At 42.2% G+C, this 14,079-nt stretch carries 12 protein-coding genes and 1 pseudogene; 10 read left to right on the top strand and 3 right to left on the bottom strand.

The window, feature by feature from the left end; genetic code table 11:
• Positions 1 to 441: pseudogene (locus tag L1286_RS23175) on the top strand (ribonuclease E); the annotation flags it as partial.
• Between the two features lie 304 nt (positions 442 to 745).
• Here the strand turns inward: L1286_RS23175 and L1286_RS23180 are convergent.
• Positions 746 to 2,074, bottom strand: coding sequence for a murein transglycosylase domain-containing protein (locus L1286_RS23180; protein ID WP_235409403.1), 1,329 nt, complete (start codon positions 2,072 to 2,074; stop codon positions 746 to 748).
• A gap of 45 nt (positions 2,075 to 2,119) precedes the next feature.
• Positions 2,120 to 2,698, bottom strand: coding sequence for an LPP20 family lipoprotein (locus tag L1286_RS23185; protein WP_235409404.1), 579 nt, complete (start codon positions 2,696 to 2,698; stop codon positions 2,120 to 2,122).
• Between the two features lie 205 nt (positions 2,699 to 2,903).
• Between L1286_RS23185 and L1286_RS23190 the strand changes: the two genes are divergently transcribed.
• The 3 genes from L1286_RS23190 to L1286_RS23200 are packed head-to-tail and all read left to right on the top strand — an operon-like array spanning position 2,904 to position 6,225.
• On the top strand, positions 2,904 to 4,613 hold the full coding sequence (locus L1286_RS23190; RefSeq protein WP_235409405.1) for a hypothetical protein: 1,710 nt from the start codon (positions 2,904 to 2,906) through the stop codon (positions 4,611 to 4,613).
• Between the two features lie 12 nt (positions 4,614 to 4,625).
• On the top strand, positions 4,626 to 5,240 hold the full coding sequence (locus tag L1286_RS23195; RefSeq protein WP_235409406.1) for a penicillin-binding protein activator LpoB: 615 nt from the start codon (positions 4,626 to 4,628) through the stop codon (positions 5,238 to 5,240).
• A complete protein-coding gene (locus L1286_RS23200; RefSeq protein ID WP_235409407.1) occupies positions 5,188 to 6,225 on the top strand; it encodes an LPP20 family lipoprotein in 1,038 nt (345 codons plus the stop codon). Before L1286_RS23195 ends, L1286_RS23200 begins: the two co-directional genes overlap by 53 nt.
• A 26-nt stretch (positions 6,226 to 6,251) precedes the next feature.
• On the opposite strand, the gene yejK is transcribed toward L1286_RS23200, so the two are convergent.
• Positions 6,252 to 7,262 (bottom strand): nucleoid-associated protein YejK, encoded by a 1,011-nt coding sequence (gene yejK / locus L1286_RS23205; RefSeq protein WP_235409408.1) that lies wholly within the window; start codon positions 7,260 to 7,262, stop codon positions 6,252 to 6,254.
• Positions 7,263 to 7,328: 66 nt separating this feature from the next.
• Here yejK and L1286_RS23210 point away from each other — a divergent pair, with 66 nt between their 5' ends.
• From L1286_RS23210 to L1286_RS23235, 6 genes are all read left to right on the top strand, one after another.
• The gene (locus tag L1286_RS23210) at positions 7,329 to 7,541 is read left to right on the top strand and encodes a YejL family protein (protein WP_235409427.1); all 213 of its coding nucleotides are present in this window, start codon (positions 7,329 to 7,331) and stop codon (positions 7,539 to 7,541) included.
• A gap of 4 nt (positions 7,542 to 7,545) precedes the next feature.
• Positions 7,546 to 9,042 (top strand): DUF3413 domain-containing protein, encoded by a 1,497-nt coding sequence (locus L1286_RS23215; RefSeq protein ID WP_235409409.1) that lies wholly within the window; start codon positions 7,546 to 7,548, stop codon positions 9,040 to 9,042.
• 137 nt (positions 9,043 to 9,179) lie between these two features.
• Positions 9,180 to 9,650, top strand: a complete 471-nt coding sequence (locus L1286_RS23220) for a DUF4124 domain-containing protein (RefSeq protein ID WP_235409410.1) — start codon at positions 9,180 to 9,182, stop codon at positions 9,648 to 9,650.
• Positions 9,651 to 9,887: 237 nt separating this feature from the next.
• Positions 9,888 to 11,621, top strand: coding sequence for a bifunctional isocitrate dehydrogenase kinase/phosphatase (gene aceK / locus L1286_RS23225; RefSeq protein WP_235409411.1), 1,734 nt, complete (start codon positions 9,888 to 9,890; stop codon positions 11,619 to 11,621).
• The gene (locus L1286_RS23230) at positions 11,618 to 12,556 is read left to right on the top strand and encodes a LysR substrate-binding domain-containing protein (protein WP_235409412.1); all 939 of its coding nucleotides are present in this window, start codon (positions 11,618 to 11,620) and stop codon (positions 12,554 to 12,556) included. The genes aceK and L1286_RS23230 overlap by 4 nt, the downstream gene beginning before the upstream one ends.
• 5 nt (positions 12,557 to 12,561) lie before the next feature.
• Entirely contained in the window at positions 12,562 to 14,031 is a 1,470-nt protein-coding gene (locus L1286_RS23235; RefSeq protein WP_235409413.1) for a carboxypeptidase M32, read from the top strand.
• The last annotated feature ends 48 nt before the right edge of the window (positions 14,032 to 14,079 follow it).

Genomic DNA, 14,079 nt, shown 5'->3' on the forward strand with positions numbered 1-14,079 from the left:
CCTGTGGCTGAAACAGTTGTTCCTGAGCAAGCCGAAGCCCCTGTGGCCGAAGCAATTGTTGCTGAGCAAGCCGAAGTCCCTGTGGCTGAAACAGTTGTTGCTGAGCAAGCCGAAGCCCCTGTGGCTGAAACAGTTGTTGCTGAGCAAGCCGAAGAAAGTGCCAAGTCAGTTGAGGCGACGCAATCTACAAAGCAACCTCAAGCGGAAGTTGCAAATGTAGTAACACGTGGCCAGACATCTGAACGCGTGCGCTTCAATAGCAGTGCAGCTTCACCGATGACCAAAGCAAGCCCTAGCGAAGAACCTGAAAATGTGGTCACCCCTAACGCCATGCCAGACGAATTACGAACAATAATCCGCTCTAGCAGCTTAGGTTCAGGTTCTAAAGCACCGACGGCACGTGCAAGCGCACAAATGGCCTCTCCAGCACCTGTGGAATAATCAATATTCTACGTGCTCATAAAAAAACCGACCGCTAAAGTGGTCGGTTTTTTTTGTATTTAAGACCGCCGACTCTCCTTCACTTCGCAAGTGACTGTTCCAACTTTCACTAAATGCTCGCCTGCTAGTGCATTACTTTTTTGATGGTATAAGTTAACCAGTTTACTTGCCTTAAAGCAGAGGAGTTGAAAGCAATATACGGCGCTTTTTGTTGTGTAACCTGATGGTGAATATTGTCAGACTGTTCTAGGGGATTCTTAGATACAGTCTGACATACATAGTAAGGTAGGAATTTAATGCTAAGCTAAATATACAGCTTTTCGGTTTTCAACACTTTTTTCAAATAGTGCTTGGTCTCGTCATAGGGTAAACCACTTTGTAATGCTTCTAAAACCCGCTCTGGAGACATGGAATTGATGACTTTTGAAGCGCTATAAATATTTCTAGAACCATCGCTATTAAACACACGGGCTACATTACCAGCACCGGTGTTATAAGCCGCTATCATGCAGTATTTCCTGCTAACGGGATCTTTAATATGACGCAAATATCTGTCATTGAGTAAATGCAAATAGGCAGTGCCCGCCTCAATGTTATTATTGACCACGAATAGGTAAGGCGCACTCATTGGTGCATCAATCTTAAATAAGAACCGATTGACATCAACACCGGCACTGGTAGGTACAACTTGCATGAGTCCATACGCAGGTATATGTGACTTAGCAAGCGGATTAAAGTGGCTTTCCGTATGCATCACAGCGAGTACTAAGCTCGAATCAATATCAAAGCGCTCGCTCTGCTTTGAAATATGCTCAGTGTAATGAGATGCACGCTTTTTAGCTAAACTGCCTTGTGGCAGTTTAATGGTCACCTTAGTGACTTTTTCATCGTTTTGACCGGCAATTTGTCTGACGGACTGTGCCAAATTCTGGATGCGTTTAACTTCTAACTGTTCGAGCTTAGCCTTGTCGGCATTTAGTTTTTCTACCACGTCGCTTGCATCGCTTTGCGTGAGAGCCAGCTTCTCATCCGCTTTTTTATCCAACAATTGCTTTTGTTCAATTGTCTGCTGCTTTATTTTTGCCTTGGCATCAATAATCGCATTCACTTTGAGACTTCGGTCTATTTTATAAGCTGCGTGGGGAGCGTCGCTGATCTTGGCTGTTTCACCATTTAAAAAGCTTTGTAGTACCGCATTTTCCGATTGTCTAAAACGCTCAAACTCACGTTTAATATCAGACTCCGATGGGGCGCCCTCGCCGTCGTGACGAATACTTAAAGTTAACTCATTATTTTCGAAGTCAATTTCAAGTCTAGACAAATTATCTTCAGAATAGGAGACATACTCATTGCGAGATGCAACCTTAGCTTCACCCCAGTGTTTGATTAACTCATCTCTGAAGGCATCATATTCTGCTAAATGTTGCTCTACAAACTGCTCATACTCTCCTAAATGGGCGGCTTTGAACTGTTCAAATTCACTGAGCGTCTGAGCATCTTCAGGTGAAGTTTGACCCTTGCTATCATACCCTTCCATTTCTTTTGATAATTCATCAAATGGCGAGGCGCTGTTAGCATAAGAAGCGCCAATTACGAGCTGAGATAACACGGTTAATGCTAGTACTTTTTTCACTTTTTAATCCTTACAAGCAAAAAACGCACCCTAGGGCGCGCTTTATTAGTTGGTCAATCTCGCAATTTCTTTTTCAAGATCTTTTTCAGCTTTGTAAGCTTTAAACTCTTGATAAAGGAATTTTTCGTCTTGAGGATTAATGTTTTTATTACTCTCCTTGATTACATCTTTGAACAAGGAGTGAGTTAGTTGTGGCGATAGCACAACCAAAGAACAATAGTAATCTTTACCTGCGATTTCGACAACATCCGCTTTATTGACGCGAGAGCCACGTAGCGTTTGTTTAGTCAGCTGTTTTGATACAGAACTAAACGTTGAACCTACTGTTGTCTCATCATTTGCATCTGTGCGATTGGCAAATGTCTTATCTAGACCTTCAATACGCGTTTCGATTTGTTGCGCTAGTGCTAAACGCGCATTTGCAACAGAGCTTTTTTGGTCAATAGATATGTTACCTGAAAATTTAACACAATCCGCCGCCGCAATACCGTTCTCAATAGTAGGGTTTAGTACCCAATCTGGAATATTTACTTTCGATTGAGAAGCAGATTGTTCTTTCGTTGAGCTACACCCTGCCAATATCCCTGTAACAAGCACTGTAGTAAGTAGCGATTTAAGTTTCATGGTGGTTTCCTTCGTCAGATTAATTGCCTAAAGCGATGAGTTAAATTTATCAAAAGGCAGAGCCAATTACAGTAATAAATTGTAAGAACGATTTTTTACAACTTTGTTCTTTAAAAAAACTAAAAAAATCTTAAACTTGGAGACAATATAACCGAAATTATTGATATAGTCACCGATATGTTTCTTACAAGTCATGGATGTCAACGTGCAATCTAATGTTTTTAATCATTTTTATCTCGCGACATGCCTACTGTGCCTCTCTTTAGTCACAGGCTGCCAATCCACGCCTGCAAATAAGAGCGCCATCCTTTTAGCACAACAAGGTAATTTCGAATCGGCTAAACAAGCAATCAGAACCGATTATTCGCCCAATGGAAAAAGTAAACTGCTGCATTATTTAGAGCTAGGCATGCTTAATCACTTGCAGGGAAACTATGAACGCAGCAATCGATTACTTACCGAGGCACAAGAAATCATTGAGGCACAATATACGATCAGTGTCGTAGAGTCTGCTGTGGCATTAGTAAGCGGACCCACCTACACAACCTATGCCGGTAAAGTCTATCATCGACCGCTTATAAACCTGTACAAAGCCCTAAACTACAATGCGCTGGCTAATCGTGCAGGCCCCAATAAACAACAATACTTAGATTCCGCAATGGTTGAGATGAGGCAGCTAGACACCTACCTGAGTAATTTGAAATCAGAAACAGGAGGTTATAAAAAAGACACCGAACAAGCTCCTACCTCTGACCAGTTAATCAATAAAATCTATCGGATAATCCAACCCATTTTTGCGCCTAGCGACTTGCTGGTAAATATCGATTATAAAGACGATGCATTTGCCCATTATATGAGTGGCATGTTGTTTGAGCGGAGTGAGGAATTAGACTCAGCGAGAATACAATATCAACGCGCGCTCAGTGCTTTTGAGAACGGGTTTGCGAAACAATACAACCTTGATGACAAAAAGATTACAGCACAAGTTTACACGGACCTCATCCGCGTTATGACTAAAGCAGGCGGCTACCACAATGAAATCCGTAAACTGAAAAAGAAATTCAATCACGCACCAAGGGGGGCTCAATTGCCCTTACTCAATGTTGTGCAAAACGTCGGGATCGGGCCACAACGAAAAGAGTTCAATTTACTGTTGAAAGCAGACAACGAATCCAAAGCCTTAGTCATGACTCCAATACTTTGGGGTACTGACAAAGAGCGTAAAGCGCAAATGCGATGGTTTCAAATGCTTTTTGCAGATACGAGTATTTTTGACATGGTGCAGAATTATGCATTGGGCGATATCGGCGATGTTGCAATGGGCGCCCTGACAAAGCGGATCCCATTGGGCTCGCTATGGGACGACGCTGAAGATGCAGGCCTAATCCAAGCCCTAGAATATGGCAGTCGAATCTCTGTCACCTATCTTGAGCCTTTGCAGCAACAAGTAAAAAGTTCTGAGGTGTGGGTCAATGGTCAAAAAGCAGCCGAGTTAGATAAAATTTATTCTGTTAGCCTACTGACACTGCAAGATGCGCTGAGAAATGCAAACTCTGAAATTCAGGTCGCATTGACCAGAGAAATCATCAAAGCGATTACAGCCCAAAAAACCATCAACGCAACCGGGCTCGATCAATCATTTGCTGGCTTTGCCAAATTTGCAACCTCGGTCGTCAACGCAGTTACCGCCTCCGCGGATTTAAGACAATGGCAATCACTGCCAGCCCAAATCAACTATGTACAGATACCGCTAACTAAAGGGACTTACGAAATCACTTTAAAAACCCACCTTACTTCCGGGAAAGTGATTGAGCAATCAGAAGCCGTTGATGTGTCAGACAGTATAACACTATGGCACACCCGCACGTTTTTACACCAGTCGCGTGTCACCGTACCAGAATCAACTTTTTTATAATGGAAAAATGTTATGAAATGTAATAAAACCTTGCTAAAAATCACACCGCTCATTGTTGCATGTACACTGGCTGTGTCAGGCTGTTCTTCGACAAAAGTACAACGAGTAGATGCAAATCAAGAGGTTGCATTGTCTGACAAATGGAATGGGAAGGACTCTCAACTCGTAGCTGAAGCCATGATCAATGATATGCTTAGCTTCCCATGGGTTAACGATCACTTACAAAAAGAAGGTCAAAGACCTGCTATCATCATCCAGTCAGTTCGCAATAAGTCACACCAACATATTGCAGTAGACACGTTCTTAAATGACTTAAAACGCGCTATTTTGCGCAGCGGCCAAGCTGACTTCGTTGCAAATCAGGATGTGCGCTTAGAAATACGTGAAGAACGAAAAGATCAAGAGCTTAACTCAAGCCTAGAAACACAAAATGAAATGGGTCAAGAGCAAGGAGCAGACTATGCACTTTCAGGCACCATCAATTCATTTGTTGATGAGCAAGGCGGCAGCCGAGTAACTTTCTACCAAGTTGACTTGCGCCTAATTGACATGACAACAAACCGTGAGGTATGGAATGGACAAAAGAAAATTCAAAAGCTGCAGAAACGTTCACGTTTTGGCTTCTAAATCACTATTCGCGGCGCTTATCGGCGTATCCGTTCTGACTGGCTGTCAATCCAATTCAGCCAGTCAGAGCGAAGTAAGCGTTGTACCACAATGGATTACTGTGGCGCCTACGTCGAGCTACTTGGTTTACGGCGTAGGCACAGCGCAAAATACCGGTGACATGCAACAAGCTAAACTTGCAGCACAAGAATCTGCGCGATTAGCACTTGCGAAGCAATTGAACGTAACTATCTCTGCGAATACGACAATTAAGCAACAAGCCGATGACAAGTCTATGACTTTTCATATAGACGAGCTCATTCAATCTAAAGTGCCTAGCATTCAGCTCCAAGGTGTAAAAATTGAAGATGAATACTTTAACGCACAGCAACAGACAGCATATGCACTCGTGGCTTTCAATCGCACCGAGGCTGTAATGCAAACAGAGCTTTCTATCAATTCGCTAGATGAAGAAATCGCTCAATTTAACTTGCAACACGCCGGCAATAAAACACTGACGCTGAAACGCGCAGTTGCATTAAAAGAACGCGTTGTGAAGCGCGGCAAGTTAAATCAATATTTACAGATGCTTCAGGCCGCACAAGTTGCAATGCCCGTTGCCGCGCGCAAGCAACACGCTTTGGCTGATGACATATTAAACAACATCAGTTTTAGTATTTCAGCAGACAGTGATCAGCATGGCAAAGTGAGAGATATGCTGGCTCGCGCGCTCACCAGCCAAGGTATTAAAGTCACGGAGCAAGCCGCTGATTTTGAACTGCGGTTTCGCGTTGATTGGCAAGACATGAGCAAATTGGGCACATATTATAGCCTTGCAGAAAGCTTTTTAGTAATCACAGAAGCGGGTGAAGAAAAAGCGCACTTTAACGCAAAAGTAAAAGCAGCCTCTAGCTTCCAAGACACCGCTAAAAGTAATGCAATGGGGAAACTTGCAGACAAACTCGGTCAGCAGCTCGCCCAATTCATTATTTCTGGTAAATCTTAAATTAAAAAAGGCCATAAAGGCCTTTTTTAATTCTCTTGTGAGTACTTTTCTAATTGATCTTTCAAATTAGGGGGAACGCCCTTAATGGTCAGCGTGTCATTCACAGGATCATAAATAACTCGTTCACCTAAATGCTTACGTTCAAACCCGACACTGACACCGCCGCCCATGCCAGAAAACTTAACCATTGCAGTAACGGTCTTTTTATCTAGTGGGAAAGACTCTTCTAATTCGTAACCTTGCTCTTTATAGAAGTCTTCGAATTGCACCTCAGAAGACTTCGACAAAGTATCTGATAGCCCTTCAATATCAGCATCCTCGCCACTGTTGATACAGTCATTGCAGTAATCAAAGACTTCTTTGCGGATCACGTCTTTTTCCGCTTTTTCAAATTGCTGCTCAGACAAATAGTCTTCAACCGCATGGAGCATGGTCTGAGACTGTTGTTTGGGATCTACCCCTTCTGCACACCCTAAAAAGTCGAGAAAAAAGTCCGCGACTTTGCGCCCTGCTCTGCCTTTAATAAACGAAATATACCTATTTTCGTCTGCTTGTGTGTCCCAGGCTGTGAGGTCGATACGCGCGGCTAATTGCATGCGCGAGATATCTAGGTGCCTAGAGCTTGCAAGATCCAACTCAGAAGTAATCGAGTAATGCTCTTTGATGCTGATTTGTGCAATCAACATATAATCACATCCCACATATTGATAATGACAGAATACTAAATAGCCAGTTTCATGAAATGCGTATTTATTCAGCTCTTCTTTTAGCACTTCAGTCGCTTGTTGCGTCATATGCCAAAACCCAAGCTCACTATTGCGATAACTTTGCATTGCAGAAGCCACGGTACTATTTTTATCGCCGTCAAATGCACAGTAACCTTTGCCTGGTTTGCCATTATATGCATGGTGCAATTGCTCGATAAAAACATTTACTCGATCATTAATCACCATTTCATCTTCACGTAAATGGATCTCTGTTTCTTCGTCACGCTTGTCTACATAATGTACAACAAGCTTTTTCACCTCAATGCTCATCTTTGTTTTTAACGCCTCTGGTGTTAGAATATGAAGAATTGTAACTCTATAAATTTGAACCAACCGATGCCAATTCAGTCTAAATATTCCAATGAACAAGTAGAACAAATTGTTGATAGCTTAATCAATGTACTCCAAGAGCACAAAGCACCTGTCGACTTGAGTCTAATGTGTTTAGGAAATTCTATCACGCACATTTTAAAAGAACATGTGCCAGAAGCCAAAAGACAGGAAGTTGCTGAAAATTTTGCTAAGGCGCTTATTCAATCGGTAAAATAACGGAATGAATCTCACACCTCACAGTCCTTTTTCGTCAAAAGCGAGTCAACTATTAAGTTGGGGGCACTGGTTTACCTTTGCCAATATCGGTTTAGTGCTGATAATTGCACTGACCTATTTGGCAGCGGATTCTGCACCGAATAGTATTGCTGGTTGGGCTTACATGCTTGTTACATGGTTAAGCCACACCAGTTTTATTACTTTTTGTGCGTTTGTGCTCACAGTATTCCCATTAAGCTTAGTCTTTCCCTATCCTCGTCACATTAGGGGAATGGCTGCCATCATCGCGACAGTCGGTATACTCACGTTATGCTTAGATGCGTTCGTGTATTACCAACAAGGCTATCACATCAGCTTGCAATCCTTACCTGAAATTGCTTCTTTGTTAGTCGGCATGATAAATGGGTTATCTGTTGCGACAGCCGTGTTTATCCTTTTATTGGTGGCCGCAATACTGACATTTGAACTTGTTGTCGGCAACCATGCTTGGCGCCATCTAGATAAGTTAAAATCGTATAGATTCCCCAAATATGCCACAGGCGTACTTGTTAGCTGTTTTGCTATCAGTCACCTCATGCATGTTTGGGCAGATGCAAATAACTATTTTGACATCACAAAACAAGATAATGTGTTGCCGTTGTCGTATCCCACTACCGCAAAAACGTTACTTGCAAGGCATGAACTACTCGATTTGAACGAGTATCAGCAAGCAAGAACGGTGCGTTTGGAAAACGCGACTTCTAACTATCAACTGCCTGCTAATTTACCACAGTGTGAGTTTAACGCAGATCCAGTTGAAATCATTGTTTTGACCCAATCACTTGACAGCAATACTGAGTTATTGAGCAAAGAAGCTTGGTCGACTCAAACGCAGCTATTGGTGCCAACAAACCCGTTAGATCAGTATTTTAATTTAGTTTATGGCCTACCTGCATACTACCGAACCACAGTGACAGAACGACGTTTAACACCCGTTTGGAACACAGCAAATACGCTTTCCCTTACTGGCGCAGTACCGTTTGATTATCTTAAGACAAGTATTGATGGTGGCAAAGTTGCCTTTGCGTTCCGTGATGAAGTGCCAGACATTCAAAAGGGTAAAAGCTATATCATCATTGAGAAAAGCAATGAAAAGTCTATTGTGACACAGACAAAACTGCACACAAACTTGCCTTATTTTTCTAAACATACCGGCTTAATGCAAGGTAACGACATAATGATGACGCTGTTAGATAAACATTTTAAATGTGGTGATTTAGCAAAGCAGACAATGCTTGGAAACGTCGTCGGTTCTGAGTCTGTAAACCAAGGAGTTAATTACTCTCAAGGTGTACTGATTGCGTATAAGAAAGATCGTATTATACTGGTTAACCATGATGGCAGTCATAAGCAAATTTCTGCTAAAGAAGGGTTTCATATTGACCAGAAACTAGATACCCCTTTCTTAGTCCAAAGTATCAAGCGACTAAAACAATTTACTGGTAAAGCATCTAACCTATAAAGGTTAGATGCTAATTAATATACTCATTTAAAATGAATATTAGTAAGTCCCTTGTATTTTATACCACCTTCCTTGCTGCCTTTTTATTCTTTGTCGTCTATATTTAGAAGTCAGGTAACAACAAGGAAGCTACAGCAATGACAATATTTAGGTTATTTTTTTTACTCTTTCCCCTGTTTTGTAGTGCAAAGTCGACTATCACCTATTATAAATGCGTTACCGATAAAAGTACTGTATTCAGTCAGCACCCCTGCTCCAATTCGGCGCAACAACTCACACTGACACATTCTGATCCACAAGCAAAAGTTCCTTCTGAGCAACACTTCAAAACGCTAAATGAACTTGAAAAGCGCCAGATTATTCGCAATCTGAAAAATGCTTTAAGAGCGAAAAAACAACATGCCGCAATTTTAGGTCGAAAGCGAGATGAAGCAGCCAGAGAGCAACAGCGCAGAGTCACACGACTTATGGATGATGACAAGCGCAAAGCTACTGTGCAGGATGTCAAACAGCAGCTAAAGTCAATCAATAAAGACTATTTGCAGCAAGTCAAGGTCCTCAATAAGGAGATCGCGCAAATAGAGAAAAAGCTAAAAAGAATGGAGTAACATAAGCCTGTGTATTCAAGCCTAGCCATGCTCGTACACGCAGCCTCACCTCGGTAATTTATCATCAACAGCCTGTCATAAAAGTTTTGTACGTTGAGTATGGCTTACATTTGGATTTGCTAACTGGCGAACTTTCGGGCTAGAGTAGACACCAACTTTAATCGTATCAGCCTATAACAGTATCACTGCGACTAAACATCGTTGGATAATATACTCAACGGCTTGCAAGGAGGCTAAATGGCCCCTCAAGAAATTGCTTTTTTGATTATTTCCGGTTTTAGAAAACACTACTCTTTATTTCAAGATATAACGGCTCAGGTGCCACACGCATTTGCTCAACAACAATGGCATATTATTGAAAAGGTAAATAAATCTAGAATAAGCCACTATGATGAACGAGTGTCAGACACTGTAAATATTCTCCGACTGCATTTTAACACGACGCAAATCAACACAACACTATGGTATCAAGTCAAGCAAGCGTATATTGAAATACTGACATTTCATCCACAAGCAGAGCTCGCAGAAACCTTCTATAACTCTGTTTTTTGTCAACTTTTTCATCATAGTTATTTCAATAACAATTTTATCTTTGTTGTCAGCTCACTCAATACCACAACAACACTCCCAGTTGAAGCTGAGTACCGCAGTTACTTTCCGGTTGTCGATGGGCTAAAACCGACAATCCACAAAATAATCTCAAATATTAATTTGTTGTGTGAATTTGGCGATCTTGAAGGTGATATTCGGTTATTACAGAAAGCGTTCATTAAACAAGCCCCCAACACACATCAACAGCACTTTAAAATGCGATTCGATATCCTAAGCACGCCATTTTATAGAAATAAAAGTGCATACATCGTGGGCAGAGTCATTTCCAGTAAAGGCGCACAGCCTTTTATCATTGCCGTACTTCATGACAAAAGTGGTAAGTTGAAAATTGACGCACTCATTACTGACAGCAGCCAAATGAGCCTCATCTTTGGATTTGCGCGTGCCTACTTTATGGTCCAAACACATGCCCCCTCTGCGCTTGTCGGTTTTCTCAATGAACTAATGCCAAGTAAAACACAGGCTGAGCTATACAATTCAATCGGTTTTCACAAGCATGGAAAAACGGAGTTTTACCGTGCTTTTTTAACACATCAAGCAAGTCACAATGAACAATTTTGCATTGCACCTGGCACGCCCGGGATGGTCATGCTGGTGTTTACTTTGCCCACTTTTCCCTATGTATTTAAAGTCATTAAAGACCAGTTTTCCGAAAGTAAGCCTTTTGGCAGAGACACCGTACTTGAACGATATCAACTGGTGAAGAATCATGACAGGGTTGGAAGAATGGCAGATACACTGGAGTATTCTAATGTTGTTCTTAATAAAAGTCAGGTAGACGCTGAATTACTGGCCCATATGAGAGATAAAATTGCGAATAGCATTGTTGAAGACGATAAGTTTATCGTCATAAAGCATTTGTACATCGAGCGTAGGATAACCCCGCTCAATCTATACCTTCAGGATGCAAATGACACCGACGCCGAGTTTATTATCAATGACTATGGGCATGCCATTAAAGAAATGCTCCATGTGAATATTTTCCCTGGTGACATGCTACTGAAAAATTTTGGTGTCAGTCGCCATCAACGCGTTATTTTCTATGACTATGACGAAGTACAATACCTCACAGAGATGAACTTTAAAGCGCTCCCTAAAACGTCATTAAATGACCTATATTGTGGTGAAAGTGCACTATCTTTTGCGCCAAATGACGTATTTCCGGAACAGCTATGTACTTTTGTATTAACTAACCCTAAACTCAGAGCTATATTTGAACGTCTCCACCCAGAGTTATTAACACCTGATTATTGGCAGCAAGCGCAGCGCAATATACGCCAGCACATAACGAAACATGTATTTCCTTATCCCCAAGATCAGCGGTTTGGACAGCACAATAAGAATAAAGGAACACTGTGAATATCAGTAAAATAGACCTCAACTTACTCGTGTACTTAGACACACTTTTAAGAGAGTGTAATGTGACGCGAGCTGCAAACCAGCTTAGTATTACACAACCTGCGATGAGTAATGGATTAAAGCGACTCAGAAACCTGTTTAATGATCCTATTCTAGTGAGAACAAGTGAGGGAATGGTACCGACGGAACGAGCCCTTGAACTTCAGCCAGTCATACGTGGCATACTAATGACGCTTGAAGAAACCCTTGCGCCAAATAGAGAGTTCGAAGCCAGTCAAAGCAAACGCGTATTTAGGATCATGGCCAGTGACTATGCAGCAAGTACACTCGCGCCAAAGCTACTGGCAAAACTCCACAACGAGGCACCAGACACAACACTAGATATCTTGACGCCAAGCGATGTAACTTTTCATGACGTGGAAAATGGCAAAGTCGATATGGCCATCAACCGTTTTGAAAACCTACCGCAATCGTTTCACCACAAACAGATTTGGAAAGACAGCTTTTGTTGCTTGGTAAAATCAAATAACCCGATAAAAGAAAACTTTACACTTGATGCCTACTTAAAAGCCCGACATATCTGGGTCAGTAAAACCGGGTTTGGTGTGGGTGTTGGCATGGACCCTGAAGATGTACAAAAACTAGGTTGGGTAGATGAAGCCCTTGCGCATTTTGGCAAGCATAGAAATATTGCCACATTTACACGTAACTATCACGTTGCTATTCATTTAGCAAAAGAGCAAAATTTAGTTGCCACATTACCCTCCAAAGCCGCGAATATTTATAAGGACGACCCATCGCTCGCAATATTGGAACCACCTTTCCCAATCCCTCCTTTTGAATTGGATATGATTTGGAGCCCATTATTGCACCGAGACGCAAGCCATATTTGGTTGCGACAAAAAATTGCCGAGATTGCAGAAGAGATAAAATAGCCCCCATGAAAAACTATCAAAAACTGGTAGCGCACTACCAATCAATCAGTAATTTTGAACATGTCAGTGCAATATGCAGTTGGGATCAGGCAACTAATATGCCCTCTGGTGGTGCAGAGAGTCGTGCACAAGCCATGGCTGAACTTGCGGTTCACCTGCATAAATTGCATACGGCAGATGAATTAGAAGAACTCATTCACAATGCCAGCCTTGAACAGTTAACCCCGCTTCAGCAAGCCAGTCTGCGTGAGATCAAACGTACGTGGCAGCATGCCTCTATATTGCCATCAAAGCTCGTCAAAGCAAAAAGTCTAGCCGGTGCGAAGTGTGAACATCAATGGCGTTCACAAAGGCAGCTAAATGACTGGGTCGGCTTTAAGAAACACTTTGACGAAGTGGTTTTACTTAGTCAAGAAGAAGCGCAGATTAGAGCCTCGCAGTTAGATTCAACGCCCTATGATGCGATGTTAGATATCTATGAGCCTGGGATGACATCCGCGCAACTTGACGTGTTATTTGGCGATATAGCCACTTGGCTACCTGACATTATTCAGCAATCAACCTCACCCAATATCAAGCAACAAAATGCACATTACCCAATAGAAGAGCAGACTAAGCTCGCACATGAGTTGATGGCCTTTTTTGGGTTTGATTTTAATCGCGGTCGTTTGGATACCAGTGTACATCCTTTCTGTGGCGGGGTAAGTCAAGATACGCGTATTACCACACGCTACGAAACATCCGACTTTTTAAACGCGATGATGGGCGTTATCCATGAAACAGGCCATGCGTGTTACGAGCAAAATCTGCCACAAGAAATTCAAGCTCTTCCCGTTGGAAAAGCGCGTTCAATGGCCATTCATGAGTCACAATCGCTGTTTTACGAGATGCAGATTGGTCGCAGTGACCCTTTCATTGAATTCTTAAGCGACAAAGTGCAGACCCACTTTACGCAGCAAGTTGAGCACCCAGCTGCAGTGACGCTAAAATCACAACTGCAACGCGTACAACCTAGCCTCATCAGAGTGGATGCTGATGAAGTAACCTATCCTGCCCACATAATATTGCGCTACGACATTGAAAAAGCCCTCATCAATGGCGATATCCGCACCGATGATATCCCAGCGCTATGGGATACTAAGATGAGTCAGTTGCTTGGTATATCAACCAAGAATAACTATAAAGATGGATGCATGCAGGACATTCACTGGACAGATGGCAGTTTTGGCTACTTTCCAAGCTATACGCTCGGTGCTATGTATGCGGCTCAGTTTAAAGCAGCTATGCTGCAATCAATTGATATTGACAGGCACCTCTTGGCAGGTGACTTTTCACCAATATATGCTTGGTTGAATGCTCAAGTTTGGCAGCATGCCAGCCAACTCTCTACCAGCGAGCTACTTATTAAAGCTACGGGCCACCCCTTAAACACCGAGTATTTTAAAAACCATCTGCAAACACGCTACTGCCAATAATAGTATTACACGGCACAAGACACATCTTAAAGACTGCACGCTTGCAGT

This window comes from Pseudoalteromonas sp. SMS1 (genome assembly GCF_021530565.1).
Taxonomy (GTDB): domain Bacteria; phylum Pseudomonadota; class Gammaproteobacteria; order Enterobacterales; family Alteromonadaceae; genus Pseudoalteromonas.

Coding starts and splice junctions, on each gene's coding strand:
- L1286_RS23185 (WP_235409404.1), bottom strand. CDS start 2,698: ATGAAACTTAAATCGCTACTTACTACAGTGCTTGTTACAGGGATATTG.
- L1286_RS23195 (WP_235409406.1), top strand. CDS start 4,626: ATGAAATGTAATAAAACCTTGCTAAAAATCACACCGCTCATTGTTGCA.
- L1286_RS23200 (WP_235409407.1), top strand. CDS start 5,188: ATGGACAAAAGAAAATTCAAAAGCTGCAGAAACGTTCACGTTTTGGCT.
- yejK (WP_235409408.1), bottom strand. CDS start 7,262: ATGAGCATTGAGGTGAAAAAGCTTGTTGTACATTATGTAGACAAGCGT.
- L1286_RS23210 (WP_235409427.1), top strand. CDS start 7,329: ATGCCAATTCAGTCTAAATATTCCAATGAACAAGTAGAACAAATTGTT.
- L1286_RS23215 (WP_235409409.1), top strand. CDS start 7,546: ATGAATCTCACACCTCACAGTCCTTTTTCGTCAAAAGCGAGTCAACTA.
- L1286_RS23220 (WP_235409410.1), top strand. CDS start 9,180: ATGACAATATTTAGGTTATTTTTTTTACTCTTTCCCCTGTTTTGTAGT.
- aceK (WP_235409411.1), top strand. CDS start 9,888: ATGGCCCCTCAAGAAATTGCTTTTTTGATTATTTCCGGTTTTAGAAAA.
- L1286_RS23235 (WP_235409413.1), top strand. CDS start 12,562: ATGAAAAACTATCAAAAACTGGTAGCGCACTACCAATCAATCAGTAAT.